Genomic DNA, 26,051 nt, shown 5'->3' on the forward strand with positions numbered 1-26,051 from the left:
TATGTTGCTCTTTTTATCTTACTTTCTTATTCTTGTTCGTATCCCAATCCTGAGGTTTTGGCTTAAATTATTTCTTACCTCTCATGAAGAAAAGCGTTTGTTGTTAGAATGATTGAGCTTTTCATGAATTGTTTTGTTTTTTATTATCCTCGGTGGTTTTCGTAATAATGCTGAGATAATTTTAGCAAAAAACAAAAACCACCGTATGTTGTATTTCGTCGTGTTTTTTAGTTTTGTCGGTTGGCAATCAGATCTTCAACAACTTGTGGTTCGGCAAGAGTTGAAATATCTCCGAGAGTATCAAAATCGTTTTCAGCGATTTTTCGTAAAATACGTCTCATAATTTTCCCTGATCGCGTTTTGGGAAGCTGCGGAGCAAACTGAATTTTATCCAATATGGCAATAGAGCCTATTTCTTGTCTCACATGCTTGATAAGGTCTTTTTGCAATTCTTCACTTGGCGCTGTTCCTTCCATGAGAGTCACAAAACTATAAATTCCTTGTCCTTTAATGGGATGCGGGTAACCCACAATAGCTGCTTCTGATACAGCGGGATGAGAAACAAGAGCTGATTCAATTTCAGCGGTTCCTAACCTGTGCCCCGAGACATTGAGAATGTCATCAACCCGTCCTGTGATCCAATAATAACCGTCGCTATCGCGCCTACAGCTATCGCCTGAAAAATATTTTCCTTTATAGGAGGAAAAATAAGTTTGAATAAAGCGTTCATGATCTTTATAAAGTGTGCGCATTTGTCCGGGCCATGAATCACTGATACAAAGATTGCCTTCTGCTTCACCTTCTAAAACATTACCTTGGGCATCAACAATTTGGGGTTGAACACCAAAGAAAGGACGTGTGGCCGATCCTGCTTTGAGGGGGGTTGCACCGGGCAAGGGTGTGATCATATGCCCTCCTGTTTCCGTTTGCCACCATGTATCGAGAATCGGACAACGGTCATTTCCAACTGTATGATAAAACCATTCCCATGCTTCTGGGTTAATAGGTTCGCCTACTGTGCCTAAAAGACGCAACGATGTTCTGTCTGAGTGTTCAACAAACGAATTTCCTGCTCCCATTAAGGCGCGGATAGCTGTTGGTGCGGTGTAGAGTGTATTGACTTGATGCTTGTCGACAATTTCCCAGAATCTGCCTTTGTCAGGAAAGGTTGGTGTGCCTTCAAACATTAAAGTGGTCGCACCATTACATAAAGGTCCATAAACCAAGTAAGAATGGCCGGTTATCCAACCAATATCAGCCGTACACCAGTAAACTTCATCGGGGTGGTAATCAAAAACATATTGGTGAGTCATCGAGGCAAAAACAAGATAGCCTGCTGTGGTATGCAAAACACCTTTAGGTTTGCCGGTGGAGCCTGAAGTATAAAGAATAAAAAGCGGATCTTCAGCATTCATGGGTTCTGCTGGACAAGCTGTTTTGGCATGAGCTATCTCTTCGTGGTACCAAAAATCACGCCCCTCTACCCATTGAATGGGTCCACAAGTCCGCCGTATAACCATGACTTGGTCCACATGCACGTTTTGGCGTGCTGCTATCTCAATAGCATGATCAACATTGTCTTTTAAGTTGATCCGTTTGCCGCCACGCAAGCCGTGATCAGCGGTAATCATAAAGGTTGATTCACAGTCAACAAGGCGTCCTGCTATTGCTTCAGCAGAAAAGCCTGCAAAAATAACCGAATGAATGGCTCCAATGCGAGCACAAGCAAGCATAGCATAGGCTGCTTCGGGAATCATAGGAAGATAAATGGTTACTTTATCGCCTTTCTTAATGCCACGACTTTTCAAAAGATTAGCAAAACGACAAACATGTTCATAAAGCTCGTTATAGGTTATTTTTTTATCATGATAAGGATTATCTCCTTCCCAAATGAGCGCGATTTTGTCTCCATGGGTTTTCAGGTGGCGATCAATGCAATTATAGGTAACATTTGTTATCCCATCTTCGTACCATTGAATGGAGACATCTCCGTTAAAAGAAGTGTTTTTTACTTTTGTAAAAGGTTTAAACCATTCAATGCGTTGACCATGTTTTGCCCAGAAGCTTTCTGGATCATCGATGCTTTCTCGATACCACTGTTGATAAGTTTCCTCGTCGAGCAAAGTATTTTTTTTGATCTCTTCTGATACTGGATAGATTTTTTCAGTCATGCTTCCCTCTTTTTATTGTTTTGAAAATCTGCCGCTGTATTTTTGTATGGTTATATTTGTAGCAGAGTTTTCCCAAAAGCTTTTCATTGTGAGGTTAGACTAAATGACAAAGATTAGAATAGTCAATTTTTAAATCTGATGTGATGATATTAAAGAAGGTATTCTATGTTTTTAGGATACTCAAATATAGCAAAACCTATTGCGGTATAGAGCTTTTTATAAACACACTAAGACATTTTAAAAATGTCTATTATAAAATATTTCTCAAAATTTGATATAAACCAACATCGTTAAATAAAAGACTCATAAGAAAGAATATACAGTTTATTAATAATGATTTTTTTAGAAAATCTTCCCAACTATAATAAATAAACTTATAATAAAAAAGATATATTAAACCAAAAAAAATGTTACTATAAGCGATTCAATAATTTTATGAGTAAAATCTGTCATTATAAATCATAACCACTCATTAATAGTATCGTCGCTACTTTATTCAGCGTGCTCGGAACTCATCCAATAAAGATTAATATAACCCAAAATATCTACATAAACTATCAGAAATAAAAAATAGAATTCCCACAAATAATCCTGTTATTATAGATAGTTTCCAACTCCAACCACCGAATGTTTTAACAAAAGTAGCATATATAGGGATAAATACAACAAGTATTAAGAACAATCTTGCAACTTTATAAAGAATATCCATTATAGAAAAATCCTGATTATAATATTTTATATAGTAGATATCTCTGAAAAATATTTTATCCATAGATATTTGGTATATTCTTTCGAATATATTTACAAAAATACTAATTTCAGAGATATCTTTGTCGCTATTCTCTATAAATTAGAACCAACACTCCCAAACTTTTTCTCCAAAAGCCCAAAGACCACCTGCTAAGAATCCACCTGCGGCACCTAAGAGTCCACCTGAAAGCGCCCCCGCTGGTCCTCCAGACATACCGCCAAATGCCCCGCCTATTCCTCCATCAAAAGCTCCATGCAACCCCCCTGCACCTATGTGATACATAAAATCATTAGTACTACATGCATTTCCATAAATGATAGGTGTTGAATCATTTATCGTATAAGTTAAACCTGAAGCAAAATTTCTTATTTTAATCCTCCTTGAATTATCTATATTAAAAGTAGTATCATAATGATACATTTCAAATGGCTATTATGTATTTTTAGAAAAATGTCAAAGATAAACTTCAAAAATGGCAATAAAAATACTGTATAAATAATATATATTATGTATATATGGAATTATTATTCTTAAAAATATAATAATATTACTTTCAATATTTTAAAATATAAGAAATTACACCATATTTTTCTTAATTAAAGTTTAAAATCAGAAAAATTGCGCATATGAAAAGTTGAAGTTTTTCTCTTTGTTTACGAGATCGACAAAGGAATAATGATAAAGAAATATTGTTATTGAAATCGGTTTCATTGCCATTGTTTTTCTTGCATGTATTATGCGCATATGCACGGGATTCGTTCTTTTATTTTTCAAGCAGATATTGACCGTATGTTATGCTTTGTAGAGCATGGAAAGCCTCTGTGCTATCGTTGACCTTATAGATTGCTATTCATGTTGTTTAGTGCGGTTCTTGGTGCTCTATTGGGTATTTGAGATGTTTATTTTGCTCAAGTGACTTACATGAAAGAGTTTTGTTACTGTATTATGTAACCATAAGCCTCTTTTTGTCTGCTTTATGCCATTGGCATGCGGGGAAATTGTTTACGCGTGTTGGAGAAGTTAAGAGAATGCGTGATTTTCAATGAAAATCATTGCGATAATCGTATTCAATATTCTTTTGCTATTAGTGATTTTGCGACAGTTTTTTCATTCATGCTCAACGCCATTTTTACCATTTTGCCTTTATATAAGGATTTATTTTTTATGTTGCTTTTGCTGGAGAGGCGGTCAGAGGGGAGTAAAGTAGAAGCAATGTGCGAGAATATGAGAGCAAAATTGTAATGCTATTTTGAAGCTATTGTATGTGTTGTGGATGTGCCGGTGAGAAATTTGAGAAGACCAGCTTTTTTACTTATTTTGCTAACAGGATGAAAGAGGGACTGGAATCTTTTTTGCTAGAATTGCTCCTTTATTGAGATTGAAGGAAATATTTTTCTCATTTCTGCTGTTTTTGGCTTGTTCGTAGAATCCTCAATGGGAATTTATTGAAGGGGGAATAGATTTATATGAGGGGAAATTGCTTTACACAGGGCGTTTTCCAAATAAAGCGGAGCCAATGCGAAGGATATTAGAGCCAAACTGTAGAGCGGTTTTGAAGTCACTGGACATGCCCATGGAAAGCTTTGGAAGACCTGCTTGTTTTGCTAATTTTGCTAAGAGCGCGAAATAGGGGCCGGGGTTTTCGTCGACAGGGGGGATGCCCATAAGTCCGATGATATCGAGTCCATAGTTGTTTTTGCATTGAGAAACAAAAGATGTAGCTTCTTGTGGTGCGATACCACTTTTTTGCGGTTCTAAGCCAATGTTAACCTGAACATAGCAAGGAAGATGCCTTTTTTGTTTTTGCATTTCTTCCATCAAAATTTTGGCTATTTTTTCACGATCAACCGTTTGAATGACATCAAAAATTTTGACAGCTTCAGCGGCTTTATTTGATTGTAGGGGACCGATGAGATGGAGTTTAATATTTTCAAATTGTTGACGTAAAGCAGGCCATTTTTGTGCTGCTTCTTGTACGCGGTTTTCTGCAAACAAAAATTGGCCTGCTTGTAAAATGGGGCGTATATCAACAGCAGAAACAGTTTTTGAAACAGCGATAAGTTCAATTTCTTCTACAGGGCGTTGTAACTCTTGGCATGTTTCAGCAATGTCTTTTTGAAGGTTTTGCCATGCTTCAACGGAAGGGGCATCGAGGGGCGTTTGTGTATTCATGTTTTTGTGCTTTACCTTTTTTGTTCAAGAGTTGGTCGTTTTTTTTAAAGTTTTATAAAATACTTAGGGAAATATTTCACGAAAATGTTGACGATGAGGTTAATCCATGGTCAAGCATAATAAAACAAGTTTTTGGTTCTGTTTTATTAAAAGAGTATAATGGGAATGATAATTGGACATTATAATATAGGCGAACGCTATAATCCACGTGCGAGAGAAAAAAAATGGCAAGAAATTTGGGATGAAAAGAAAATTTTTCAGACTCTTCAAGAAGATGCTCGTGAAAAATATTATGTTTTAGAAATGTTTCCTTATCCTTCTGGCCGTATTCACATGGGGCATGTGCGCAATTATGCCATGGGGGATGTGGTTGCACGCTATAAACGCGCCAAGGGGTTTAATGTGCTTCATCCCATGGGGTGGGATGCTTTTGGTATGCCAGCTGAAAATGCCGCTCTGCAAAGTAAAGTGCATCCTAAAACTTGGACCTATCAAAATATTGCGGTCATGCGCGGGCAATTAAAACAATTAGGACTCTCACTCGATTGGGCGCGTGAATTTGCAACTTGTGATGTGGAATATTACCACCGCCAACAAATGTTGTTCCTTGATTTCTATCAAAAGGGGTTGGTAGCACGTAAAGTGGCTAAGGTGAATTGGGACCCTGTTGATCATACTGTTTTGGCCAATGAACAGGTTGTTGATGGGCGGGGATGGCGTTCTGGTGCGTTGGTGGAACAACGTGAGTTGACGCAGTGGTTTTTCAAAATTAGCGACTTTAGTGAAGATCTCTTGGCTGGGCTTGAAGAGCTGAACCAATGGCCGGAAAAAGTTCGCACCATGCAAAAAAACTGGATTGGAAAATCACAAGGTTTGCTGATTCGTTGGGCTTTAAAGTCGGCGGGTGATGCTGATGATGTTTGTGAGAAATTTGATGAGGTTGTTTGTTATTCAACGCGTCCTGATACACTGTTTGGCGCTTCCTTTTTGGCTCTGTCTGTTGATCATCCTATTGCACAAGCTTTGGCAAAAAAAGACAAAGCGTTGAGTGCTTTTATTGAAAATTGTCGGTGTGGTGGAACGACAACGGCAGCACTTGAAACAGCTGAAAAACAAGGGTTTCTCACGCCCCTTTTGGCTGTTCATCCTTTCGATTCAACAGTACATATTCCCGTTTATATCGCGAATTTTGTGCTTATGGACTATGGAACAGGGGTTGTTTTTGGTTGTCCAGCTCATGATCAGAGAGATTTCGATTTTGCGCGTAAATATGATCTTCCAATAAAACCGGTGGTTTTACCAAAAGGAGAGCAAGCAGAAGATTTTGTCACACCTGAAACACCTTATACGGGTGATGGGGTGATGATCAATTCTAGTTTTTTGGATGGTTTGACACCCCGACAAGCTTTTGAAGAAGCTGCTAAAAAGCTTGAAAAGCAAATGCTCAATGGGCAACCGCAAGGGAAGAAAACAGTGCAATTTCGTTTGCGTGATTGGGGGATTTCACGTCAACGTTATTGGGGGTGTCCCATTCCGATGATCCATTGTACAACTTGTGGGGTTGTTCCTGTTCCACGTGCCAATTTACCGGTTGTGTTGCCTGATGATGTTACTTTTGATCAACCAGGAAATCCTCTTGCACGACATGAAAGGTGGCAGAATGTTACTTGTCCTTCCTGTGGTCAACCTGCCAAACGCGAAACCGATACTATGGACACATTTGTTGACTCTTCTTGGTATTATGCACGCTTTACGGCTCCTTTTGCGCAGGAACCTGTTGACAAACAAGCAACAGCTGAATGGTTGCCTGTGCAACAATATATTGGTGGAATTGAGCATGCCATTTTGCATCTTCTTTATGCACGCTTTTTTATGCGTGCTATGAAATTGGTCGGTCATGTGACGGTAGATGAGCCTTTTAAGGGGCTTTTTACCCAAGGTATGGTGGTGCATGAAACCTATCGAGATGATAAAGGGTGGGTTTCTCCAGCAGAAATTTCGATTGTTGAAAAAGATGGAAAGCGGTGTGCTTATAAATTAACCGATCAAAGTGAAGTGACGATTGGTTTGATTGAGAAAATGTCAAAATCAAAAAAGAATGTCGTTGATCCTGATGATATTATTGCATCTTATGGCGCTGATACTGTGCGTTGGTTTGTGTTGTCAGATTCTCCTCCCGAGCGGGATGTCATTTGGACAGAATCTGGTGTTGAAGGTGCACATCGCTTTGTACAGCGTGTTTGGCGCCATGTGGCTGTGAGTGCTTCTATTTTAAAGGATGTGGCGCCTTGTGCAGGGCATCAGGGAGCGGCTTTGGAACTCTCAAAGGTCGCACATCGCACGCTTTGCGCTGTAGAAGATGATTTAGAAAAATTCGCTTTTAATCGGGCTATTGCACGCCTTTATGAATTCTTGAATATTATGGCACCGTTGTTAAATAGGATAGAAAGTGTTGACGATGAAATGAAAGCTTCTTTACGTCAAGCCATGGATTTTTTTCTTGCTATGATTGCACCAATGATGCCCCATTTAGCAGAAGAATGTCATGCTGCTTTAGGGGGAAAAAATTTAATATCTGCGCTTGCTTGGCCTATTTATGATCCTACGTTAACCGTTGCGGAATGCTATACTTTGCCAGTACAAATTAATGGTAAAAAACGCGGTGAGGTGAGCGTTGCAGCAACTGCTGATGAGGTGATGATTAAAGAAGCGGTTTTGGCGTTAGATTTTGTAAAGGCGCAGCTGGTTGAAAAGCCTGTGAAAAAAATCATTGTTGTTCCAAAAAGGATTGTGAATGTCGTTTTTTAGAAGTTCTATTCTTGTCATTTTAGCTGGTGTATTCACACTGTTGTGTGGATGCAAAGTTGAACCGCTTTACCGTCAAGAGTTGCAGAGTGCAATGACAATGGATTCTGCTTCTTATGGGAATTCTGCTTCTGGATACCCTTCTGGACAAGCTTCTTTGGGATTAGCGCAAAAGCTTGCTTCTATTGTTGTGGAAGAACCTTCGGATCGTTTTGGTCAAATGGTGCGCAACCATCTGCTTTTTCTTTTGTATGGAAATGGTGCTAAACCTTCTCTACCTGCTTATCAATTGGCATTACAGATATCCGTCTTTACAAGAGAATCTATGCAGATAGAGGTTGATTTCGAGAAAAAGAGAAAGGGACGACCTTCTGTTGGAACTGTTATGAGCAGAGCTTCTTACACTTTGCAGGATATGAAAAATACTCTTATTGCAAAAGGAACAGCAATGATGAATGCATCTTTTGAGCGACTTCGTCAAGAATATGCAACGCTGCAAGCAGAAGAAGATGCAAAAAAACGTGTTGCGGAAGAGTTGGCTGAACAGATCTTTTTGTTACTTTCAAAAGATCTTTCCAATAAAAATTCTAGATATTAAGCAATATTTTGTCCTGTTTTTTTCCAGTCGTCGAGGAATATTTGCAACCCTTTGTCGGTGAGAGGGTGTTTGACCAGTGCTTTTAAGATTGCTGGTGGAACTGTTGCAATGTCAGCACCGCTTAGTGCTGCTTCTTTGACATGATTAACGGTGCGGATTGAAGCGGCTAGGATTTGTGTTTCAAAGTTATAGTTATCATAAATTGTGCGAATTTCATGAAGCAGTTCACTTCCATCATTTCCACAATCATCAAGTCTACCAATAAAAGGTGAAACGAATGTTGCACCTGCTTTGGCGGCTAATAAGGCTTGATTGGCAGAAAAACAAAGTGTGAGATTTGTTTTTAGTCCTGCTGCTGTGAGGGCTTTACAGGCTTTTAATCCATCGAGTGTTAAAGGAAGCTTGATACAAATATTGTCGGCAATCTTTGCTAAAACAGCTGCTTCTTTCATGATGCTTTCAAATTCCGTTGCTGCAACTTCAGCAGAAACAGGTCCGCTAACGAGAGCACAAATTTCTTTTGTAACATCAAGAATATTGCGTCCTGATTTTAGGATAAGAGAGGGATTGGTGGTAACACCATCAACAAGGCTTAAATTCTGTAACTCTTGAATTTCTTCAATATTGGCGCTATCCACAAAAAATTTCATCTCTAACCTCTTCTTTTTAGCTTTATCCTATTTTTTGTTATGCGCTATTGTTGACTGCAAAAGCAAGAGAAAGAATTAATATCTGTGTAAAGAACAAGAATGCTATGGTGTTAATCATGTACCCGTTTTCGGTAAAGAAATATGATTTATCGTTTCCACACCCATTTCATAGTGTTACTCGTGATAAGGTATAGAATTCATTGCGTACCAACATTTTTGCGTATTGGCATCTTTGCGTAGCGGTGTTTTTATATTTATGGAAATAAGCTAGCATTATCAAACACTTTGCTCATTTCCTATTTGCGATTGCTCTTGATATTTGAGAGTGCATCATAAGATACCTTCCTTTTTTAGGGGGTATGTTTAACTTTGTTTTTGATGAAAGCGGATGGATTTATTTTGTCGTAAAACACTGTTGAAGAACGCCTGTAAAATTTTACGCATGAAGGGTTTTTTTATGGTCAATTACATTGATTTATTCTGTGTTCTCCATTCTTCAACAATACGCTTTTGTGCTGCTTGTATTGTTGCTTGATTCTCAATCAAGCTGAAAGATGTATACACGTGTTTTCACGTTTTGGCACAAAGCCAAGGTGAATATTGTAACGGCTCCATTTGCAATATTATTCTCCCTATAATTAAAATCATGGGATACTCTTTCATCAATAAGGATTTACAAATGTTCCTCGATGGGGTTGAAATGAGAAAAATTCATCGTATTGAGGGTTTTATTACAATAGGTAAAATGATGATTATATCTTTATAAATCAGTTTGTTGAAGATAAATTGAGATATGAGGCGGTAAAAAATAAACGTGTGTGTTGGGAAGAGGTCACACTATGGGATCGCTTTGTTGAAGGATGCACTTAACCGATAGCATGTTGAATGCTTAATAGTGATGCGCTTTATTTACACAGAAGAATGGCGCTGGTTTTTTTGCTATAGAGTTTTTTGTTATAGACGATGAGATTGGTTCTTTTACTGGCACTTTGGTGATGAAATGAGTATTAAAAAGAATTTTTGTTAGAAAAGTGTTGTAATCGGGGGGATTGAATCCTGCAATGAATTTTATAAGAGTGTTTAAAGATTAAGGTTTAGGCCTGTTGGTGCTCAATAGGTCGTAGATTGGTTTAAAAGATGAATTCAAACATGATAGAGGAAAAGATTGTATCCGTATTGGTTCCTCTTCCTGTTGCTCACGCTTATAGTTATAAAGTTCCATCTTCTATGGAGGTGAACGTTGGTTCCTTTGTTCGGGTTCCGTTGATGGGGCGTGAGCTTTGCGGTTTTGTTGTAGATGTTGGAGAGAAGATAGCCGATGGGCAAAAGTCTGCTTCGGTGGCGCGTGAAAAATTACGCTTTCTTCTTCATGTTTTTGATTGTCCCCCATTAAAAGCAGAAATGATCACATTTTTGCGTTTTGTTAGTCGCTATACAATGGCGCCTTTTGGTCTTGTAGCACGATTGGTTTTGTCGGTACCGGCTGCTTTAGAGCCGGAAGCGCAGATGCTGGGTTTGCGATATTGTGGTGGAAATGTAGAACGTCTCACACCAGCGCGATCACGGATTTTGGAATTGGTGCGTAATGAGAAGATATGGACACGTTCTGGTCTGGCACATGCGGCTGGAACTTCGGTTTCTGTTGTTGAAGGTTTAAAAGCGTTAGGGGTTTTTGAAGATGTTATAGTTCCTGCTCCTGATCTTGTGGCAATGCCTGATCCTGATTTTTGTCCCCCTCAGTTGCAGGGAGCGCAAAGTGAAGCAGCAACATTATTGCGGGAAGGTGTTTTATCTTCTCAGTTTCAAGTTTTTTTGCTTGATGGTGTTACGGGATCAGGAAAGACAGAAGTTTATTTTGAAGCGGTCGCTCAAGCCTTCAAAGGGGGCAAGCAGGTTTTAATTTTATTGCCGGAAATTGCTTTAACACAGCAGTTTTTAGATCGTTTTTATGCACGCTTTGGAACTGCGGCAGCGGAATGGCATTCTGATTTGACGCCACGTCGTAGAGAACGCGTCTGGCGACAAGTTGCAGAAGGGCGGGTGCGTGTCGTTGCGGGGGCTCGTTCGGCACTTTTTCTTCCCTTTCATGAGCTTGGCTTGATTGTTGTCGATGAAGAGCACGATAGCGCTTATAAACAAGAAGAGCGCATTTTTTATCATGCGCGTGATATGGCTGTTGCACGGGGCTCTTTTGAGCATTTTCCTGTTATTTTATCTTCAGCCACACCGTCGATTGAAAGCCAAGCCAATGTTTTAAAAGGGCGTTATCAAAAGGTGCATTTACCTTCCCGTTTTAAAGAAGCTGCACTTCCACAGTTGCGCGTGGTTGATATGCGCCAAGGAGGGGTGCAAAAGGGGCGCTTTATTTCCTTTGCTCTTGAAAGGGCTTTAAAACAAACGCTTGATAAGGGCGAACAAGCTCTTCTTTTTCTTAATCGTCGTGGTTATGCACCTTTAACTTTATGCCGAATTTGCGGACATCGTTTTCATTGTACCGATTGTTCAAGTTGGTTGGTCGAACATCGTGCGCAAGGGCAACTGAAATGTCATCATTGTGGATATCATGAACCACTTCCTCAAGCCTGTCCTGAATGCGGGACATTAGATCATCTCGTGGCTTGTGGACCGGGTGTGGAAAGAATTGCCGAAGAAACACAAATGCTTTTTCCTCAAGCGCGATCATTGATCCTTTCAACAGATCTCAAAGGAGGGATTGGGAAGTTGCGAAGCGAATTACAAGCCATTGCAAATGGCGATGTGGACATTATTATTGGAACACAGTTGGTCGCTAAAGGACATCATTTTCCCAAGCTCTCTCTGGTTGGTGTTATTGATGCTGATCTTGGTCTTGCCAATGGCGATTTACGCGCAAGTGAACGTACCTATCAGCTGCTTTCTCAAGTTACCGGAAGAGCAGGGCGTGTGGGATTGAAAAGTTTAGGATTATTGCAAACTTATCAACCAGATCATCCGGTTATCAAAGCCTTACTTGCATGCCAGCCAGAAGATTTTTACACACGTGAGATTGCAGCGCGTCAGCATTATCATTTGCCTCCCTATGGGCGGCTTGCCTCTTTGATCGTGTCTGCACAACAGCGCCAAGCAGCAGAACATTATGCGCGCGCATTGCGTCAGGCAGCGCCACGGGAAAAAAATATCTCGGTTATGGGACCAGCAGAAGCGCCTTTGGCTTTGGTTCGGGGGCGTTATCGTTTTCGGCTTTTGCTGCAAGGACAGCGTTCTTTTGATATACAAGGGTTTATACGTGCAATGCTTAGCGGTACACCCAAAATGCCCAGTTCCGTTCGGGTTCAAATTGATATTGATCCGCAAAGTTTTTTCTAAAACCAGTATCGCATAAAGTGAAGGTCTCTTTGCTTAAGGTGCTTTACTTGAATTCTTATATTATTCAGAATAAGCATCCAGGCAGCAAAATATGATACATGTCCATTGCATTAAGTAGAGCCACGGGAAAAAATATCTTTGTTATAGAACCAGCAGAAGCGCTTCTCTTCTTCGAGGGCACTATCATTTCGGCTTTTACTCCTTTTTTGTACGAGGGACAGTATCTTTTTGATAGGCGGATTCTTTTTATAAGGGCTGAAAATGCTTAGCTGTACACCAAAAGTATCCAATTCTATTCGAGTTCAAATTGATAGCGATCTATGCTTTTTCTAAAATCAGTGCAATATAGTGATATATAAAGTGAAGCTATGTGGGCTTAATGAAGGTCATGTTTTTGATAAAAAAATTTGAAAAGAGAGAATTTGTCGATATTTGAAGCTTATCCGGTATGAAAAATGATATATTGTCATTATAAATCAATGTTTTGTATATTTAAAGAGTGTGCTTACAAGAAAATATTACTTGGTGAAATTTTTTAAAAGGAGTGGGTATTTGAAGAAAAAAGATCAATGTTTTCTTTAATTTTTAGGAGGATATTCATTGTTTTTTCTTTCTTATCAGTTTGAAATAATAGACTTTTTCAATCGCAGCTGCATCTCATTAAAGGTCTTGTGGTGATAAAGGGAGTGTTTTTTGGAGAAGAAGTGTTTTATTATGGTGGCAAGGGCATTTGAAGAAAAATCAAAGAGAGTGAAAAAATCGCTCAGAGAATGTCAAAAAGAGGCATAAAAAAACTGTGATGCCATCCTGTATATCTAAAAAAAATGCTTTTCAAAAATATTTTGAATATTTTATTAAAATTTTTAAAAAGCAGCGATTTGTGGTGTTGCGAGTCGGCTATGTCTATGCTAGAAACCAAGTGATTTTTGTTCTAGGTTTTAAGAAAAAGATTCTTAAGATTGAGAATGTCTGTTTCATTTCATCTGATAACTATCAGAGAGTCGCTCAAGGGAAAGAGGCGGTATTTCGTGTCGGATTCATTTTCTCTCATACCGCTGCCGTTGGTAGATCAACGCTATGCGCAAGCGCTTTTTGATTGCGTTCAAGAAGCCGGAAACGTTGAAAAGGTTGAAAAGGCAGTAGAGGATCTTTTGCTTGTTTTGGAGCATAAGGATTTAAAACGCTTTGTGCTTAGTCCATTCTTTTCAGTTAAAGAGCAAATTAAGGTAATGCAATCTGTTTGTGCAAACATCAAATTTGCTGATAAAAACGCAGGGCAGGTCATTGGTAATTTTTTACGTGTTATTGCAACAAATCGTAGGCTTAGTGCCGTATTTGGTATTTTACGTGCTTTTCAGCATTGTGTTGCACGCGCTCGTAGGCAGGTTACTGCGCAAATTGTTTCTGCGTGCCCTTTAAGTTCTCAACAAAGACAAGAGTTGTGTGAGGCTTTGGAAGGTGTTGTTGGAGGAAAAGTCTTGCTGCACATCATTGTGGATCCAACAATTCTTGGTGGATTAATCGTTCGTGTGGGGTCGTCTCAAATTGATACGTCTCTTCTCACAAAATTGTCTTCACTTAAGCTTGCATTGAAAAAAGAGGTCAGCTGATGGATATTAGACCATCTGAAATTTCAAAAATTCTAAAAGAGCAAATCAAAAACTTTGACCAAAAGGCTGAGGTTTCAGAAATTGGTTGGGTTCTCTCTGTAGGGGATGGTATTGCTCGCGTTTATGGTTTGGATAATGTCCAAGCAGGGGAAATGGTCGCCTTTCCAAACGGTGTGCGTGGTATGGCACTCAATTTGGAAGTTGATAATGTTGGTGTGGTCATTTTTGGCTCAGATCGTGATATTCGTGAAGGTGATTGTGTAAAGCGGCTAGGCGCTATCGTCGATGTTCCTGTGGGTCCCGCTTTGTTGGGGCGTGTGGTTGATGCGTTGGGAAACCCTATCGATGGGAAGGGTCCCATTAAAGCAACAGAGCGTCGTCGTGTCGATGTTAAGGCTCCTGGAATTATTCCGCGTCAGTCTGTCCATGAACCGATGTCGACCGGATTGAAAGCGATTGACGCACTCATCCCTATTGGACGGGGGCAGCGTGAATTGGTGATTGGTGATCGCCAAACAGGAAAAACAGCAATTTTGCTCGATACATTTTTAAACCAAAAACCTTTTCATGAAAAAGGGGCTGGACGAGAGCAAGACAAAGTTTATTGTATTTATGTGGCTATCGGTCAAAAACGTTCGACGGTGGCACAGTTCGTTAAAGTTTTAGAAGAACGTGGAGCGCTGGAATATTCTATTATTGTTGCAGCGACTGCTTCTGATCCAGCACCACTGCAATTTATTGCACCTCTTGCTGGGTGTGCTATGGGTGAGTATTTCCGTGATAATGGGCAACATGCTTTGATTGGTTATGATGACTTGTCAAAACAGGCGGTGGCGTATCGTCAAATGTCTCTTTTATTGCGTCGTCCTCCAGGTCGTGAAGCTTATCCGGGAGATGTTTTCTATCTGCATTCGCGTCTTTTAGAGCGGGCTGCGAAGTTGAATGCGGAAAATGGATCTGGGTCGTTGACAGCTTTGCCAGTTATTGAAACGCAAGCAAATGATGTTTCTGCCTATATTCCTACAAATGTGATTTCGATTACTGATGGGCAAATTTTTCTAGAGACTAATTTGTTTTATCAAGGAATTCGTCCTGCTGTAAATGTTGGTCTTTCTGTATCGCGTGTTGGTTCTGCTGCACAAATTAAGGCAATGAAGCAAGTTGCTGGCTCGATTAAAGGTGAATTGGCGCAATATCGTGAAATGGCAGCTTTTGCGCAGTTTGGCTCTGATTTGGATGCGTCAACCCAGCGTCTGTTAAATCGGGGTGCGCGTTTGACAGAGCTGTTGAAGCAGCCGCAATTTTCTCCACTCAAAACAGAAGAACAGGTGGTGGTTATTTTCGCGGGTGTGAATGGCTATCTTGATGCTTTGGCGGTTTCTGATGTTGCGCGGTTTGAGCAGGGACTTTTAGTGCTGTTGCGTAGTGATTATCAAGATCTCTTAAAGGCAATTGCTGAGCAAAAGCAAATAACAGATGAGCTGAAAGATAAGTTGATAACTGTTCTTGATACTTATGCGAAAAATTTCTCGTGATGAATTGATGGAATGCTTGAATGGCTTCACTAAAAGATCTTAGAGACCGTATCGCTTCGGTTAAAGCAACACAAAAGATTACCAAAGCTATGCAAATGGTTGCAGCGGCAAGGTTGCATCGTGCTCAAGAGGCAGCGCAGTCTGCACGTCCTTATGCGAAGAGAATGGCTGATATTTTGACCAGTGTTGCTGCTGATGTAGATGGTGTTGATGCGCCTACTCTTATGCGTGGTACGGGGCGCGATGATGTACATCTTTTGGTGGTGTGTACTGCTGAGCGCGGTTTGTGTGGTGCTTTTAACGTGCAAATTGCTCGTCGTGCACGTGAACAGATTAAGGCATTGTTGGCGGCTGATAAAATAGTAAAAATTATCACTGTGGGTAAAAAAGGCGCGGATATTTTATCGCGTGATTACAAAGGCTTGATAATTGATCATATCGATTTGCATGCTGTAAAGCGAATTGGTTTTGCAGAGGCAGTGATGATTAGTCAACGGATTGTTGATTTATTCAATGAAGGCGCTTTCGATGTTTGTACGCTGTTTTATTCTGAATTTGTTTCCGTAATTAATCAGCGTCCAACAGCTTTGGATTTGATTCCAATGGTTGCTCCAAAAGCAACTGTTGGGGCAATAGATGTTGTGGAGCAAACCGATCATAACAAAGGTTCACAATCGATTGTTTATGAATATGAACCTGATGCTGCGTCTCTTTTAGAGACCCTTGTACCACGTAATCTTTCGGTGCAAATCTTTCGGGCTTTGCTAGAAAATGTTGCTGGTGAAATGGGCGCCAAGATGACAGCTATGGATAATGCATCGCGCAATGCGGGTGAAATGATTAGTAAATTGACGGTGGCTTATAATCGTCAACGTCAAGCACAGATTACGACAGAATTGATCGAAATTATTGCGGGCGCTGAAGCGCTTTAAATGGAGAAGGTAAGGATTGATGGTAAAAGCAGTAACCTCAAGCAAAGGAACAGAAAAAGGTGAAAAAAAGAAACCAGCTGCTCGTTCCAGCGTGAAAAAAGCCGCTTCGAAATCTCAAGTGGATGTAAAGGCTTCCTCTGTACCTGCGCGTGATGCAGCTAAAGATACACCTGTAAAAAAAGATACATCCGCAAAAAAAGAAGAGCATGCAAAAGGCGCTATTGGTGAAATCAAGCAGATTATTGGTGCTGTCGTTGATGTGCAATTTGAAGGTGAATTGCCAAAAATTCTCAACGCTTTGGAAACAGAGAATTTAGGCAATCGCTTGGTATTAGAAGTTGCGCAGCATTTGGGTGAAAATACCGTACGTACGATTGCTATGGATACGACTGATGGTTTGATGCGGGGCCAAAAGGTTGTGGATACAGGCACACAAATTAGCGTTCCTGTAGGAGAAGCAACGTTGGGACGTATTATGAATGTGATTGGGGAACCGGTGGATAATGTGGGACCAATCGCTTCAACCAAAACACGTTCTATTCACCAAGAGGCACCTGAATATGTTGAACAATCGACTGTTTCGGAAATTCTTGTCACCGGTATTAAAGTCGTGGATTTGTTAGCCCCTTATTCTAAAGGAGGTAAAATTGGCTTGTTTGGTGGTGCTGGTGTTGGAAAAACCGTTCTCATTATGGAGCTTATAAACAATATTGCAAAGGCACATGGTGGCTATTCTGTATTTGCTGGTGTGGGAGAACGTACACGTGAAGGAAATGATCTTTATTATGAAATGATCGAAAGCCGCGTGAATGTGAATCCAAAAGAGAATAATGGTTCAACGGAAGGGTCAAAGTGTGCCCTTGTTTACGGGCAAATGAATGAACCACCAGGAGCGCGTGCGCGTGTGGCTCTTTCAGGATTGACAATTGCAGAAAGTTTCCGTGATGAAGGACAAGATGTTCTCTTCTTTGTGGATAATATTTTCCGTTTCACGCAAGCAGGAGCTGAGGTATCTGCTCTTTTAGGGCGTATTCCTTCTGCTGTTGGGTATCAGCCGACTTTGGCAACAGATATGGGGGCGTTGCAAGAACGTATTACCAGTACAAAAACAGGCTCTATTACTTCCGTTCAGGCAATTTATGTTCCGGCAGATGACTTGACGGATCCGGCGCCGGCAGCGTCTTTTGCTCATTTGGATGCAACAACTGTTCTTTCGCGCTCTATTGCGGAAAAGGGGATTTATCCAGCGGTTGATCCGCTTGACTCTTTCTCGCGTATGTTGGATCCATTGATTGTGGGGGAAGAGCATTACACGGTTGCTTGTCAAGTGCAAACCATTTTACAACGTTATAGAGCGCTTCAGGATATTATTGCTATTCTTGGAATGGATGAACTTTCTGAAGATGACAAATTGCTGGTGGGGCGGGCGCGTAAAATTGAACGTTTCCTTTCGCAACCTTTCCATGTTGCGGAAGCCTTTACTGGTTCACCGGGGAAACTCGTTCCTTTGGAAGAGACAATCAAAGGCTTTAAGGGGCTTTGTGCTGGCGATTATGATGATTTGCCAGAAGCTGCTTTTTATATGGTTGGTTCGATTGATGAAGCACTTGAAAAAGGAAAGCGTCTCATGGCAGAGGCTTCTTAGTAAGAAGCTTCTTATTCAAGAAAAAACTGTCATGGGTATTTTTCGTTAAAAAGGACGAGTCGTTGGAGAAAACGGAGAGTCCTTATATCGGGTATTGTGGAGACTTTTGTGGAAAACAATAGAGAAGAGCATTTTTTATTTGAGCTTGTATCGCCTGAAAAAATTGTGTTTTCAGAGCAGGTCGTGTCTGTTGTTCTTCCTTCAGCCTCAGGTTATTTGACAGTTATGGCGCATCATGCGCCATTGGTGGCAAGTATTGTGTTGGGCAGTGTTCGTGTTCGCACCTCTGTGGGTGAAAAATTATTTGTTGTATGCGGGGGCGTTGCAAATATTACCTTTTCAGGCTGCTCTTTATTGGTAGAGCACGTTGTGGCTGTAGAGAATCTTTCTTTTGATGTATTAGAACAGCAGATTTTGCAGATTCAAGCGACGTTAGAAGGAGGGACAAGTGATGAGGACAATCATAAAATAGAGGCTTTTTTCCAGCAGTTGTCAGCTGATGGTGCTGTGTTGATAGAAGCGTAGCAGAGTTACAGGAAAAGATGACATGAGCGGAAAAAAGAGTACGGTTGTGTCTGCTAAAAGGAGTGCAAAACCTTTTCCTCATCCTGGTCGTGTCTTTGCAGGACCTTTGCCAAAGTGCTTTGTTTATATTTTTGCTTCTCTTATTTTGCAATGGGCTTATGGTTTAGGGGCTAATATTGTTCAGTCTAACATTGTCCATCTTACGGGTGATTTTCATGCAACTTTGGCCGAGACGACATGGCTGGTAGCGGCTTATATGGCGCCAAATGTGAGTGTAGCGATTATGTTGATCAAAATCCGCTATCAATTTGGGCTGCGCGCTTTTGCTGAATTATCAATTCTTGGCTTTGTTTTGGTTTGCGTGTTGCAGCTCTTTGTTACGGATTTGCGTTCTGCATTGATTATTCGCTTTTTTGCTGGGATTGCTGCTGCTCCTTTGGCTTCGCTTGCGCTGCTTTATATGATGGAAGCTTTTGCTCCAGCAAAGAAGTTTACTGTTGGTCTTAGTTTGAATTATATGAATGCGGCTTTAGCGGCACCTTTATCACGTTTGATTTCTCCTGATTTGCTGGAAAATGGTGGTTTTTCCAGTCTTTCCGCTCTGGAAATGGGGTTGGTTCTTATCAGCTTGGTCTGTATCTATACTTTGCCTCTTACTCCTGTTGTGCGTAGTAAGGTTATTCAAAAATTAGATTGGATAAGCTATGGTTTGATTGCTCTTGGTCTTGGATTAAATGCTGTGATCATGTCTGTTGGCATATTGTATTGGTGGTATGAAGCACCATGGATTGGTTGGGGGCTCGCACTTGCTATTTTATCGTTGGCTATTGCTATTATTATTGAGCTTAATAGAGAAAAACCGTTGATTGATCTCCGTTGGATTTTCAGTAAAGAAATGGTCCAATCTGTTTTTATTTTATTTATTTTTCATGTTTTTTTATTGGAGCGGTCAAATTTGCCCGTAGGGTTTTTTAATCTTTTTGGTTTGCTCAATCGTGAGATGGCGCCCATGTATCTTGCGGTGACATTAGGGATTCTGTTAGGGGGGGCTGTTTGTGTCTTTTTTTTACGGGCGGGGCGTGAGGATTATTTTTATTTGTTGTCTTTGGGTTGTTTGGCGTTAGGAGCTTATTTAGATAGTCATGTAAACCATTTAACGCGCCCACAAGATATGATGTTGAGCCAAGGGTTGGTGAGTTTTAGTTATGCACTTTTTTTGCCTCCTGCTCTTTTCAAAGGGTTTGTGATCGCTGGTGAGCGAGGACCGCGTTACGTTTTAAGTTTTATTGCTGTTTTTTTGCTAACGCAAGTGACAGGGGGATTGATGGGGTCGGCTTTTTTTGGCAGCCTTCAGTTTTATTTTGCCCATAAGAACTTTGAGTCCTTAACACAAAATATTATTATTACTGATCCGCTTATTTCTGGTGAGATGAATACTTTATTTTCGCCTTCTTATGGTGTTTCTGTTCCCAATGGCTTGAGAAGTGAGCAGGGTACTTCTATGTTGATAGAGAAATTTAAGTTAACAGCAAATATTTTTGCTTATGATGACGTTTTTCGGCTTTATTTTTATATTTCAATGGTTGTATTCGTTATTTTTCTTGCCACAATGATTGTTAAGTCATGCTCTTTGCGTGCATTAGAAAAGTAGAGTAATGTCATAAAAAGAGGGGTGCAAAAAAAATGATAAAAAAATTACGGTCAAAAGCTACGATTGTTGCATTCCTATCGGGCATTACGGGTGTTTTGCTGATTTTGTGGGCTTGGAGGCTTCCTCCTTTTGTGAGTAACATTCAAATAACGGATAATGCTTCTATTAAGGGCAATGTTACTCTGGTTAGTTCACAGATCTCTGGGGTAATCGCACGGATTTATGTGCAAGATTATCAACGCGTTGAAAAGGGAATGCTGCTTTTTGAGCTCGATGATTCTCTTTTTCGGCAGCAGCTTGCACGGGCACAGGCTGTTCTCGATTCAAAAAATGCAAAACTGGCAAGTATTGAATTACAAGCACAGCTTTTGCAGGGCGAAATTAATACAGCAGAGGTGGAATTGGCGCGTTCACGAGCATTTTCCAATGTTGTTCCAGATAGTAAAAAGTTAGGTTTTGGTGATGCGGCAAGTTCTGTTTCTCGTCCTCTTTCACAACTCTTGACAGCTCTCGAAACAAAACGCCAATTGCAAAAACAATTGGATCTTGAACGGCAAAGTTTACAGTCAGAAATTGCGGGAGCGAAGGTGAGTGTTGAGTTGGCAAAACTTAATCTCGATCACACAAAGATTTTATCTCCTCGAACAGGCTATATTGGATTAGTTGGAGCGCGGGTAGGGCAATATGTTATGCCAGGGACACAATTGGTCTCTGTTATTTCTGATGATATTTGGATTATTGCTAATTATAAGGAAACGCAACTTTCTCAGATGCGTGTGGGACAACCGGTTGTTTTTTCTGTTGATGCATTGAACAACAAAAAGTTAACAGGGCGTGTGGTTCGTTTTGCACCTGCTACAGGCTCAGAATTTTCATTGTTAAAAACGGATACGACAATTGGTAATTTTATCAAAATTGCGCAACGTATTTCAGTACGGATTGCTTTAGATCCTGGGCAGGAAGGGATTGAAAAACTCATTCCTGGCATGTCCGTAGTTACCTATGTAGATACTTCGCAGCGAGTCGATTCTGGAGGATGAAATTTTGGGTTTTTTCAGTTTAATTTTTGCGTCATTTACTTATAGCAAGTGGTTGTTTACATTGGAAGATTTCGTTTGGTTTGCTATACTACATGTTTTAAAGCTCTTAGGCTTCTTATACTTTTATGTCATGATGTAAAATAATGTTCCTTAGAATATTAAAGCGCATGCATCTTTACTCACTTCCATTTCTTTTGAACTAACTCAGTAGGGGGGGTGGAGTATTGGAAGCTTTGCTTGTGGTTTTGCACAACACTGTCCTTTGAGGTGTGGTGTCACCGTATGTTTGGAAGATGGGGGTAGGGGGAAGCCAGATAAAAAATTGGATTATAGACTGGGTCGGATGGGAAACTTATCCTTTTAGGTGAGGGCGTAAAGTTAGGAGAAAGACGTAAAGTTTATATTTTGTAAACCATAAAAATGCCCGTTTTGAGGCGGGCATTAAAAGGGAAGGTTATTGGTTGTGTTATTAATTTTTACGGATCAGTAAGAAGCTTACTAAAACGACTCCTGCTGCTAATGCGAGGGTTTTTTTAGGATTTTCTTTCGCTTTTTTCTTTAATTCTGTAGCATGTTCGTTGAGGTGATAAAGTGCGTGACGGCCTTTTTGTTTCCATGTGTTAAACAGCTCAGAAATGTTTTCAAAGCTATCATTTTGAAAACTCCAATGATTTACGGGGACCAGCTCTCTTTTTAATTGTGCTATACGTTTTTTAATTTTAGCATTTTTTCTATGGGGTGAAAATAGACACATTTATTGACTCCTTCATGTGTTAAATTGTTGCGTGACAGTTGGAATTGTGTTTGGGGTTTTGCTATAACGGCTTGAAAATTGAAAGGTTGCATTGATAATGCCGCGCGTGGGTGAGATGAGAGTTAAGAGTTTGGGTTTAATGAGGCATTTCTTAATGTGCTTGAGTTCATTTCGTGATGGTGTTTGTTAAGGATGTAAGGTAAAAATTTTTACAAAATGGTGTAAGATTCATTCATAAAGATGGTGGGCGATGTCTTCATTTTTTTGTTTGTTTAAAGTGTTGGGATAGCTTTTGGCACTTGAAATAGTTTATAAGGAGTTTTTATCTATCTATTCTCTTGTGGCTGTAGGGAGTGGTATTGATTGATTCAATTAAGAAGATTTAAAATGAGGAAATCTTACGATATTTGGGGTTGCTATTCAAATTTGTAAAAAATAGATTATTATAAATCAATATGTTGGATTAATTTGGCGATGTCTTTCATGCATTTTTAAAAATTGCGCTTTGTTAGGCGTTATCTGTTGTGTTGTAAACACTGTTTTGTGGTGACGTTGATGTAAGGTATCGGCAGGCAACTTAAAAATACAGTATTGTCTCTGTTTTGTTTCAGTTTCTTTTTGAAGCAACCAAGTGTAGAAGTATAAACTTGAACAGAAGTAGTAGAACTTATCCGGTGCGTCTATAGAATGAATCCACCTATGAAATTGTATTGCATCAGTGTTAGTAGGTAGAACCTTTTGAGAGCAATCTGTTAAGATTGGTGGGCGGTGTAATTTTCGTCCTTTGAAGCGCGGAGGAAGTCAATGTAAATAATGATTGATAGCGCAGGTTTTAAAAATTTGAGGACTTGATGAGTACGACCTATTTTTTATCTAAACCACTTGAGCGTCGTCGATCTGTTGGTGTTGCTGTTGGTGATGTGATTATTGGGGGGCAGAGCCCGATAGTTGTACAGTCAATGACTAATACAGATACCGCTGATGTTGATGCAACTGTTTCTCAAGTAGCTGCTCTTTGGCAAGCTGGTTCACAATTGGTTCGAATTACTGTTGATCGCGATGAAGCGGCGGCGGCTGTACCAAAAATACGGGAGCGATTGGAGAGGTTAGGATTTTTTGTACCATTGGTTGGGGATTTTCATTATATTGGTCATAAGCTTTTATCTGAGCATCCTGCGTGTGCTGAGGCGCTTGCAAAATATCGCATCAATCCTGGAAATGTTGGTTTTGGCGCAAAAAAAGATCGTCAATTTGCAGAAATTATAGAGATTGCTTGTCGGTATCATAAACCTATTCGCATTGGCGTGAATTGGGGCTCTCTTGATAATGCGTTGTTAACACGGCTTATGGATGAAAATGCACAGCAAGAAAAACCCTTATCTGTGGCTGAAGTGATGCGGGAAACTGTTGTGCAGTCGGCTTTGCTTTCGGCTACTTTAGCAGAAGAGTTAGGGTTGGGGCGTGATAAAATTATTCTTTCTGCTAAAGTGAGTGATGTCCAAGATCTTATTGCTGTCTATACCACCTTGGCGGCGCGTTGTGATTATGCTCTTCATTTGGGATTAACGGAAGCTGGGATGGGAACAAAGGGCATTGTTGCTTCTTCGGTGGCTTTGGGTATTTTATTACAGCAAGGGATTGGCGATACGATACGAATTTCCTTAACACCAAAACCTGGTGGTGATCGGACACGAGAAGTAAAGGTGGGGCAAGAACTTTTGCAAGTGATGGGGTTTCGCCAATTTTTGCCTGTTGTTGCGGCTTGTCCTGGTTGTGGGCGCACAACTTCTACGGTCTTTCAACAATTGGCGCAAAAAATTGAAGCAGATTTATACAAAAATATGCCTGTTTGGCGTGAAAAATACCCTGGCGTTGAAAGTTTGAAGGTGGCTGTGATGGGATGTATCGTCAATGGACCGGGGGAGTCAAAACATGCGGATATTGGAATCTCTTTGCCTGGAGTGGGGGAAAGTCCAGCGGCACCTGTTTTTATTGAGGGACAAAAGGTAAAAACTTTGCGGGGTGATCACATTGCTGAAGAATTTGAAGCGCTTTTGAGTGATTATATTCATACACGCTTTGGGCAAGGTTGAGGTAAAAATCGCATAAGGTTGAAGTAAAAAGGGTGTGTCGTTTTTTTAAACAAGCTGTCTTCAATGTGAAGAGGGTGCTGTTGTATGCTGCTTTAGCTATGGTCAATACTGTTGTTGGTTGCTTATTATTTTAGGTAAAACCAGATGATATGCCTGTTTTAGAATCAGAAGCTTATGAAGGATATTAATGAGTTTGAGTGTGTTAAGACTATTAAGCAAAACGATATGAATACTTTAAATGGATCCGTAAATGTTGTTGCTGGTTTTTGGCTGCTCTTGAGACAGTAAAATATTTAACGGATTCTTCAAATATCAAATTATAGAAAGAACATTGTTTATTGATTTTTCAGGCATTTTCCCAGCATTTTTTGGGGTATCAAATTGATAGGATTGGAAATCCTTATAGCGATTATAGTCCTATTTGTCGTAAAATGTAAGCTTTTATATTGATATAAAATGATGTATACGGGTGCCTTTTTGGGCGTTATTGGGGGAATGCATGACAAGTATATTAGCGTTTGGCTTTTTATTTAACGGTATAAGGATTTTAACTGGCGCCTTTATTGTCTTTTATATGCTTGAAAAAGGCTTAACGCTTATTGATATTGGTGTCATTAAGTCGTTTCAGGCTTTTATTATGATGGTTACCGATATTCCTCTGGGATATTTTGCTGATCGAAAAAGTTATAAAATATCGATCGTTTTGGCAGCGGCTTTTGCTGCCACATGGCTCTTTCTCATGGGATTTTCTACAAGCTTTTATGGTTTTCTTTTGGCAGAAACTTTTAATGCCTTATCGCTGACATTAATTGCTGGAGCCTATAATGCTTTACTTGTTCAATATGCAAAAGAAAAATTGACATCCACTAAAAAAGTGCTTGGTTCCAGCTCTCAATATAATTACATCGGCATGTTTATATTCAGTTTAATCGGGGCATATTTTGCTGATTATTCTAGCCAATATATATGGTATATCGCGGCGTTTTTAATGTTGATGACGACACTATTTGGTTTGTTTTTTCTTGATGACTTGAAGGGGGAGAAAAAACCAAATAAAGCGAATTCTCTCATTTGTGAAGCTAAGGAGATGTTGTCTATTTTTATTAGAGTTCCTTATATCTCTTTATGCTTTTATTTTTCACTGATCTTTTTCAATATATTCTCGCAGTATTGGCAGTGGATATTTAAAGATCATCATATTAATGTCACTTATTTTGATCTTGGTGTGACATTTTCATTGATATTGCTTTCTCAGCTTTTGGCTAGTTTTCTCTTTACAAAACTAAGTGAAAGAGTGAATTTTATTTTATTGCTGTTTCTTTTGGTTTCACTGATTTTTACAATGGTTTTCTTTGAGCCGAAAAAAGAAATTGCTGTTATTTTAGTCTGTATGATTTTTTACTTAATTAAGTATACATATCTGCGTGTAGAAGTTGTTTTGCACGATAGTATTAGTGATCATTTCAGGGCTACATATGAATCTTTCTTGTCAACTGTTGGGAGATTTAGCTTATTGGTATTTTTTTACATGAGTGCGTATATGGTTGATATATTCGGCTTTTTCTCTCTCGTTTATGTTTTTGGTATCTATTTATTGGTTTATCTGTTGGCAATGTTTTTTTTAGAAGGAGCCCTAAAGAAATCTCAGTGAAAATAGTAACGTATTTCACGTGTGTTTCATGGGGTTTATAGTGGATCAAGGCTTTTATTTATTAAGGCGCATCATTGTTTTTGCATGTTGAATGGGAAAGCAGAATGTTATCCGTTATTCTTA

General features: G+C 39.7%; 17 protein-coding genes. 12 read left to right on the forward strand and 5 right to left on the reverse strand.

What is annotated here, in order from left to right; all coding sequences use genetic code 11:
- Positions 1-227 precede the first annotated feature (227 nt).
- The 3 genes from acs to ACFILO_RS03230 all read right to left on the reverse strand — a co-directional run bounded on the left by acs (position 228) and on the right by ACFILO_RS03230 (position 5,094).
- Positions 228-2,171, reverse strand: coding sequence for an acetate--CoA ligase (acs, locus tag ACFILO_RS03220; RefSeq protein WP_375677817.1), 1,944 nt, complete (start codon positions 2,169-2,171; stop codon positions 228-230).
- An 850-nt stretch (positions 2,172-3,021) separates the two neighbouring features.
- Complete coding sequence (locus tag ACFILO_RS03225) at positions 3,022-3,204, reverse strand: hypothetical protein (RefSeq protein WP_375652464.1); 183 nt, start codon at positions 3,202-3,204, stop codon at positions 3,022-3,024.
- Positions 3,205-4,404: 1,200 nt separating this feature from the next.
- The gene (locus ACFILO_RS03230) at positions 4,405-5,094 is read right to left on the reverse strand and encodes a YggS family pyridoxal phosphate-dependent enzyme (RefSeq protein WP_375677818.1); all 690 of its coding nucleotides are present in this window, start codon (positions 5,092-5,094) and stop codon (positions 4,405-4,407) included.
- A gap of 165 nt (positions 5,095-5,259) precedes the next feature.
- On the opposite strand from ACFILO_RS03230, the gene leuS reads away from it, so the two are divergent.
- Together leuS and lptE are read left to right on the forward strand one after the other, a co-directional pair.
- Complete coding sequence (leuS, locus tag ACFILO_RS03235; protein ID WP_375677857.1) at positions 5,260-7,902, forward strand: leucine--tRNA ligase; 2,643 nt, start codon at positions 5,260-5,262, stop codon at positions 7,900-7,902.
- Entirely contained in the window at positions 7,889-8,497 is a 609-nt protein-coding gene (lptE, locus tag ACFILO_RS03240; RefSeq protein WP_375677819.1) for an LPS assembly lipoprotein LptE, read from the forward strand. Before leuS ends, lptE begins: the two co-directional genes overlap by 14 nt.
- On the opposite strand, the gene fsa is transcribed toward lptE, so the two are convergent.
- Positions 8,494-9,147: a fructose-6-phosphate aldolase gene (gene fsa / locus ACFILO_RS03245; RefSeq protein WP_375613172.1), complete on the reverse strand. Its 654-nt coding sequence runs from the start codon at positions 9,145-9,147 to the stop codon at positions 8,494-8,496. The genes lptE and fsa overlap by 4 nt on opposite strands.
- Positions 9,148-10,296: 1,149 nt before the next feature.
- Between fsa and ACFILO_RS03250 the strand changes: the two genes are divergently transcribed.
- The 8 genes from ACFILO_RS03250 (at position 10,297) to ACFILO_RS03285 (ending at position 21,430) form a co-directional block, all read left to right on the forward strand.
- A complete protein-coding gene (locus ACFILO_RS03250; protein WP_375677820.1) occupies positions 10,297-12,492 on the forward strand; it encodes a primosomal protein N' in 2,196 nt (731 codons plus the stop codon).
- Positions 12,493-13,520: 1,028 nt separating this feature from the next.
- Positions 13,521-14,102 carry an ATP synthase F1 subunit delta gene (atpH, locus tag ACFILO_RS03255; protein WP_375613174.1) on the forward strand — a complete coding sequence of 194 codons (582 nt, stop codon included), beginning with the start codon at positions 13,521-13,523 and terminating at the stop codon, positions 14,100-14,102.
- Positions 14,102-15,637 (forward strand): F0F1 ATP synthase subunit alpha, encoded by a 1,536-nt coding sequence (atpA, locus tag ACFILO_RS03260; RefSeq protein ID WP_273790513.1) that lies wholly within the window; start codon positions 14,102-14,104, stop codon positions 15,635-15,637. Before atpH ends, atpA begins: the two co-directional genes overlap by 1 nt.
- Positions 15,638-15,657: 20 nt before the next feature.
- Positions 15,658-16,569, forward strand: a complete 912-nt coding sequence (locus tag ACFILO_RS03265) for a F0F1 ATP synthase subunit gamma (RefSeq protein WP_375677821.1) — start codon at positions 15,658-15,660, stop codon at positions 16,567-16,569.
- Positions 16,570-16,588: 19 nt separating this feature from the next.
- Positions 16,589-18,214: a F0F1 ATP synthase subunit beta gene (gene atpD, locus ACFILO_RS03270; protein WP_375632070.1), complete on the forward strand. Its 1,626-nt coding sequence runs from the start codon at positions 16,589-16,591 to the stop codon at positions 18,212-18,214.
- A 108-nt stretch (positions 18,215-18,322) separates the two neighbouring features.
- Positions 18,323-18,739, forward strand: a complete 417-nt coding sequence (gene atpC / locus ACFILO_RS03275; protein ID WP_375611725.1) for an ATP synthase F1 subunit epsilon — start codon at positions 18,323-18,325, stop codon at positions 18,737-18,739.
- A 22-nt stretch (positions 18,740-18,761) separates the two neighbouring features.
- Positions 18,762-20,390: an MFS transporter gene (locus ACFILO_RS03280; protein WP_375632069.1), complete on the forward strand. Its 1,629-nt coding sequence runs from the start codon at positions 18,762-18,764 to the stop codon at positions 20,388-20,390.
- 32 nt (positions 20,391-20,422) lie between these two features.
- Entirely contained in the window at positions 20,423-21,430 is a 1,008-nt protein-coding gene (locus ACFILO_RS03285; RefSeq protein WP_375611727.1) for an HlyD family secretion protein, read from the forward strand.
- 469 nt (positions 21,431-21,899) lie between these two features.
- Here the strand turns inward: ACFILO_RS03285 and ACFILO_RS03290 are convergent, their stop codons facing one another.
- A complete protein-coding gene (locus ACFILO_RS03290) occupies positions 21,900-22,184 on the reverse strand; it encodes a hypothetical protein (protein ID WP_375611728.1) in 285 nt (94 codons plus the stop codon).
- An 851-nt stretch (positions 22,185-23,035) separates the two neighbouring features.
- On the opposite strand from ACFILO_RS03290, the gene ispG reads away from it, so the two are divergent.
- Both ispG and ACFILO_RS03300 read left to right on the forward strand, forming a co-directional pair.
- Positions 23,036-24,277 (forward strand): flavodoxin-dependent (E)-4-hydroxy-3-methylbut-2-enyl-diphosphate synthase, encoded by a 1,242-nt coding sequence (ispG, locus tag ACFILO_RS03295; protein WP_375632068.1) that lies wholly within the window; start codon positions 23,036-23,038, stop codon positions 24,275-24,277.
- A gap of 499 nt (positions 24,278-24,776) precedes the next feature.
- Positions 24,777-25,928, forward strand: a complete 1,152-nt coding sequence (locus ACFILO_RS03300; RefSeq protein ID WP_375677822.1) for an MFS transporter — start codon at positions 24,777-24,779, stop codon at positions 25,926-25,928.
- Positions 25,929-26,051: the final 123 nt, after the last annotated feature.

The organism is Bartonella sp. AP72JLCBS (assembly GCF_042195705.1).
Lineage (GTDB): Bacteria > Pseudomonadota > Alphaproteobacteria > Rhizobiales > Rhizobiaceae > Bartonella.

Bases quoted from the DNA above. Each gene is read 5' to 3' on its own strand.
- ispG (WP_375632068.1), top strand. From the start codon at position 23,036: ATGAGTACGACCTATTTTTTATCTAAACCACTTGAGCGTCGTCGATCT.
- ACFILO_RS03285 (WP_375611727.1), top strand. From the start codon at position 20,423: ATGATAAAAAAATTACGGTCAAAAGCTACGATTGTTGCATTCCTATCG.
- ACFILO_RS03290 (WP_375611728.1), bottom strand. From the start codon at position 22,184: ATGTGTCTATTTTCACCCCATAGAAAAAATGCTAAAATTAAAAAACGT.
- ACFILO_RS03300 (WP_375677822.1), top strand. From the start codon at position 24,777: ATGACAAGTATATTAGCGTTTGGCTTTTTATTTAACGGTATAAGGATT.
- leuS (WP_375677857.1), top strand. From the start codon at position 5,260: ATGATAATTGGACATTATAATATAGGCGAACGCTATAATCCACGTGCG.
- acs (WP_375677817.1), bottom strand. From the start codon at position 2,171: ATGACTGAAAAAATCTATCCAGTATCAGAAGAGATCAAAAAAAATACT.
- ACFILO_RS03280 (WP_375632069.1), top strand. From the start codon at position 18,762: ATGAGCGGAAAAAAGAGTACGGTTGTGTCTGCTAAAAGGAGTGCAAAA.
- lptE (WP_375677819.1), top strand. From the start codon at position 7,889: ATGTCGTTTTTTAGAAGTTCTATTCTTGTCATTTTAGCTGGTGTATTC.
- fsa (WP_375613172.1), bottom strand. From the start codon at position 9,147: ATGAAATTTTTTGTGGATAGCGCCAATATTGAAGAAATTCAAGAGTTA.
- ACFILO_RS03265 (WP_375677821.1), top strand. From the start codon at position 15,658: ATGGCTTCACTAAAAGATCTTAGAGACCGTATCGCTTCGGTTAAAGCA.
- atpA (WP_273790513.1), top strand. From the start codon at position 14,102: ATGGATATTAGACCATCTGAAATTTCAAAAATTCTAAAAGAGCAAATC.
- ACFILO_RS03250 (WP_375677820.1), top strand. From the start codon at position 10,297: ATGATAGAGGAAAAGATTGTATCCGTATTGGTTCCTCTTCCTGTTGCT.
- ACFILO_RS03225 (WP_375652464.1), bottom strand. From the start codon at position 3,204: ATGTATCACATAGGTGCAGGGGGGTTGCATGGAGCTTTTGATGGAGGA.
- atpD (WP_375632070.1), top strand. From the start codon at position 16,589: ATGGTAAAAGCAGTAACCTCAAGCAAAGGAACAGAAAAAGGTGAAAAA.
- ACFILO_RS03230 (WP_375677818.1), bottom strand. From the start codon at position 5,094: ATGAATACACAAACGCCCCTCGATGCCCCTTCCGTTGAAGCATGGCAA.